The 3,356-nt window shown below is 73.5% G+C and carries 3 protein-coding genes; 2 read left to right on the top strand and 1 reads right to left on the bottom strand.

Annotated elements, in window-relative coordinates:
- The coding region (locus HMPREF0731_RS07560) for a diguanylate cyclase (protein WP_007003479.1) at positions 1–1,274 on the top strand (1,274 nt) is incomplete at its 5' end.
- Entirely contained in the window at positions 1,264–1,797 is a 534-nt protein-coding gene (gene moaB / locus HMPREF0731_RS07555) for a molybdenum cofactor biosynthesis protein B (protein ID WP_007003478.1), read from the top strand. The genes HMPREF0731_RS07560 and moaB, both read left to right, overlap by 11 nt.
- Positions 1,798–1,865: 68 nt before the next feature.
- Here the strand turns inward: moaB and HMPREF0731_RS07550 are convergent, their stop codons facing one another.
- The gene (locus HMPREF0731_RS07550; protein ID WP_007003477.1) at positions 1,866–2,987 is read right to left on the bottom strand and encodes a PA0069 family radical SAM protein; all 1,122 of its coding nucleotides are present in this window, start codon (positions 2,985–2,987) and stop codon (positions 1,866–1,868) included.
- Positions 2,988–3,356: the final 369 nt, after the last annotated feature.

Raw genomic sequence — 3,356 nt, 5'->3', positions numbered from 1 at the left:
CGCTCTACCTGTTCGCCGAGCCGGGCGGCACGGCCGGGCTGTCCGCCGTCTTCGCGCATCTGGGCTATGCGGTGCTGCGGCTGGCGGACGGGGTGCTGCCCGGCGGCGCGCTGCCCGAGGGCACGCGGCTGGCCGGCGCCGTGGTCGATGACGCGGTGCCGGACGCGCTCTCCGCCTGCCGGCAGCTCGCCGGGCGCTGCCCGGTGGTGCTGCTCACGGCCGGGACCGGCTTCGCCGACCGCCTGGCCGCCGCCCGCGCCGGGGTGGAGGCGGTGGTGCCGAAGCCGGCCGACCTGAACGAGCTGGCCGACTGGCTGGACCAGTTCGCCGGGCCGCGGCAGGAGAATCCGCTGAGCATCCTGGTGGTCGATGATGATTCGCTGCTGGCCGAGGCCTATGCGCTGGTGCTGCGCCAGGCGGGCATGCAGGTCACCACCGTCTCCGACCCCGAGCGGGCGCTCGGCGCCATGGCCGCGATCAACCCCGACCTCGTGCTGATGGACATGCAGATGCCGGGGGTGGAGGGGATCGAGCTGGCGCGCATCATCCGGCAGAGCCGGCGCAGCCAGTCGCTGCCGATCCTGTTCCTCTCGGCCGAGCAGGACGAGGAGCGGCAGATCCTGGCGCGGCGGCTCGGCGGCGACGACTTCATCCCGAAGCCGGTCGATCTCGGCCGGCTGGCGACGCTGGTGCGGCTGCGCGCCGAGCGGGCGCGCGCGCTGCGCGCCCTGATGGACACCGACAGCCTGACCGGGCTGCTGAACCATGGCCGCTTCAAGGAGCGGCTGGAGCTGGAGCTGCTGCGCGCCTGGCGGGAGGGGCACGCGCTGAGCCTCGGGATCCTCGACCTCGACCATTTCAAGTCGGTCAACGACACGCATGGCCACCTGATGGGCGACCGGGTGATCCGCGGCCTGGCGCGCAGCCTGCAGCGGCGGCTGCGGCGGACCGACCTGCTCGGCCGCTATGGCGGGGAGGAGTTCGCGGTGCTGCTGCTGAACACGCCGCCGGAGACGGCGCGCGGCATCCTCGACGCGATCCGCGAGCGCTTCGCCGCCACCGCCTTCGAGACCGGCGGCGCGGCGCTGCGGGTCAGCTTCAGCGCCGGCATCGCCGGGCTGCCGCCGGCGCCGGAGGGCCGCGTGGCCGAGGCTGGCGGCGCGGCGGAGGCGATGATATCGGCGGCGGATGCGGCGCTGTATGCCGCGAAGCGGGCCGGCCGCAACCGGGTGGCGCTGGCCGGGGCGCCGGAGGAGATCCGCCATGCCGATTGATGAATCGCGTCCCTTTCTGCCGGTCAGCATCGCGGTGCTGACCGTCTCCGACACGCGCGACTTGGCGAGCGACCGCTCGGGCGCGCTGCTGGCCGAGCGGATCGAGGGGGCCGGGCACCGGCTGCACAGCCGGCGGATCGTGCGCGACGAGACGGCGGCGATCGAGGCGGTGCTGCGCGGCTGGATCGCCGACCCGGAGGTGGATGTGGGCATCACCACGGGCGGCACCGGCATCACCGGCCGCGACGTGACGCCGGAGGCCTTCGACCGGGTGCTGGAGAAGCGGATCGAGGGCTTCGGCGAGCTGTTCCGCATGCTGAGCTACCAGAAGATCGGCACCTCGACGATGCAGTCCCGCGCCATTGGCGGGGTCGCGGGCGGCACCTATCTCTTCGCCCTGCCCGGCTCGTCGGGCGCGGTGAAGGATGGCTGGGACGACATCCTGCGGTTCCAGCTGGATGCCCGCCACCGCCCCTGCAACCTGGTGGAGCTGATGCCCCGCCTGCAGGAACATCTGCGCTGAACTGAAGGCGGGGTCCGGGGGGACCCTGTCCCCCCGGCGGGGGTGCGGGGGCGGAGCCCCTGCGCTTTTCAGAACAGCGCCAGCTGCTTCGGCAGGCTGAGATCCTCGGGCGGGCGGAAGGCGGTGCAATCGAGCGATTCGCCCTCCCGCTTCCCCAGCCCCAGCCGTTGCGCCGCCACCCGGAAGCGCCGCGCCAGCATCTCGGCATAAGGCCCGGTGCCGGACATGCGCTGGGCGAAATCGCTGTCATAGACACGCCCGCCGCGGGTCTGCCGCACCAGGGAGAGCACCTTGTCGGCGCGGTCGGGCATGTGCTCGCGCAGCCAGTCCTCGAACAGCCCGGCGATTTCCAGCGGCAGGCGCAGCAGCACGTAGCCGCCGCGCGTCGCGCCGGCGCTGGCGGCGCGTTCCAGGATGCGCTCCAGCTCCATGTCGTTCACCGCCGGGATCATCGGCGCGGCGAGCACGGCGGTGGGCACGCCGGCCTCCGCCAGCCGGGCCAGGGCGTCCAGGCGCCGGGCGGGGGTGGCGGCGCGCGGCTCCAGGATGCGGGCCAGCGCCGGGTCGAGGGTGGTGACGGAGAGGCAGACCCGCACCAGCCGCCGCGCCGCCAGGCGCTGCAGGATGTCGAGGTCGCGCAGCACGCCGGCGGATTTGGTGACGATGGTGACCGGGTGGCTGAAGCGGTCCAGCACCTCCAGCACGGTGCGGGTCAGCTTCAGCCGGCGCTCGACCGGCTGGTAGGGGTCGGTGTTGGAGCCCAGCGCGATGGGGCGCGGCACGTAGCCGGGCTTGCGCAGCTCCTTCTCCAGCAGCGCGCCGATCTCCGGCTTGAACTGCAGCTTCGTCTCGAAATCCAGCCCCGGCGAGAGGCCGAGATAGGCGTGGCTGGGCCGGGCGTAGCAATAGACGCAGCCATGCTCGCAGCCGCGATAGGGGTTCACCGCGCGGTCGAAGCCCACATCGGGCGAGCTGTTCCAGGCGATGGCGGAGCGCGCCGCGTCGCGTGTCAGGGTGGTGGGCAGGGGCGGCAGTTCGCCGAAGGCTTCTTCCAGCGTCTGCCAGCCATCGTCGAAGGCTTCCAGCGCCAGGCGGTCGAAGCGCACCGGCGGATTGCTGGTGGCGCCACGGCCCTTGCGCGCGCCCTCCAGCAGGGCGGAGGCGGCGGCGCGGATGCTGCCATCCGGCATTGACGGGTTCCCCTTCCGTTCGCGCGACTCTTTCGCCAGGGCTGGGAGGAAGTCAAGAACATGCTGCGAACACAGGCCGGGCGCGGCGGGCGTCGCGGCGGGCCGGCGCGACTCGGGCCTGGTCTGGCCTGCTCCCGGCGTTCCCGTTATGTCTGGAACCGGGCCCGGCCGCCGCCGTGCCCCAAGAGGCCGGGTCCATGCCAAGAGATACGCTGCTGATCTTCGCCGCCGCCCCCCGGCTCGGGGTGGTGAAGCGACGCCTGGCGCGGGGCATCGGCGCCGTGGCGGCGCTGCGCTTCCACCGGGCGCAGCTGGCGCAGATGGCGCGCGGCCCGGGGCGGGACCGGCGCTGGCGCACCCTGCTGGCGC

It is taken from the genome of Pseudoroseomonas cervicalis ATCC 49957, assembly GCF_000164635.1.
GTDB classification, from domain to species: domain Bacteria; phylum Pseudomonadota; class Alphaproteobacteria; order Acetobacterales; family Acetobacteraceae; genus Pseudoroseomonas; species Pseudoroseomonas cervicalis.
Note: the sequence above shows the minus strand (reverse complement) of the source record. Positions and strands in the feature narration are given on the sequence as shown.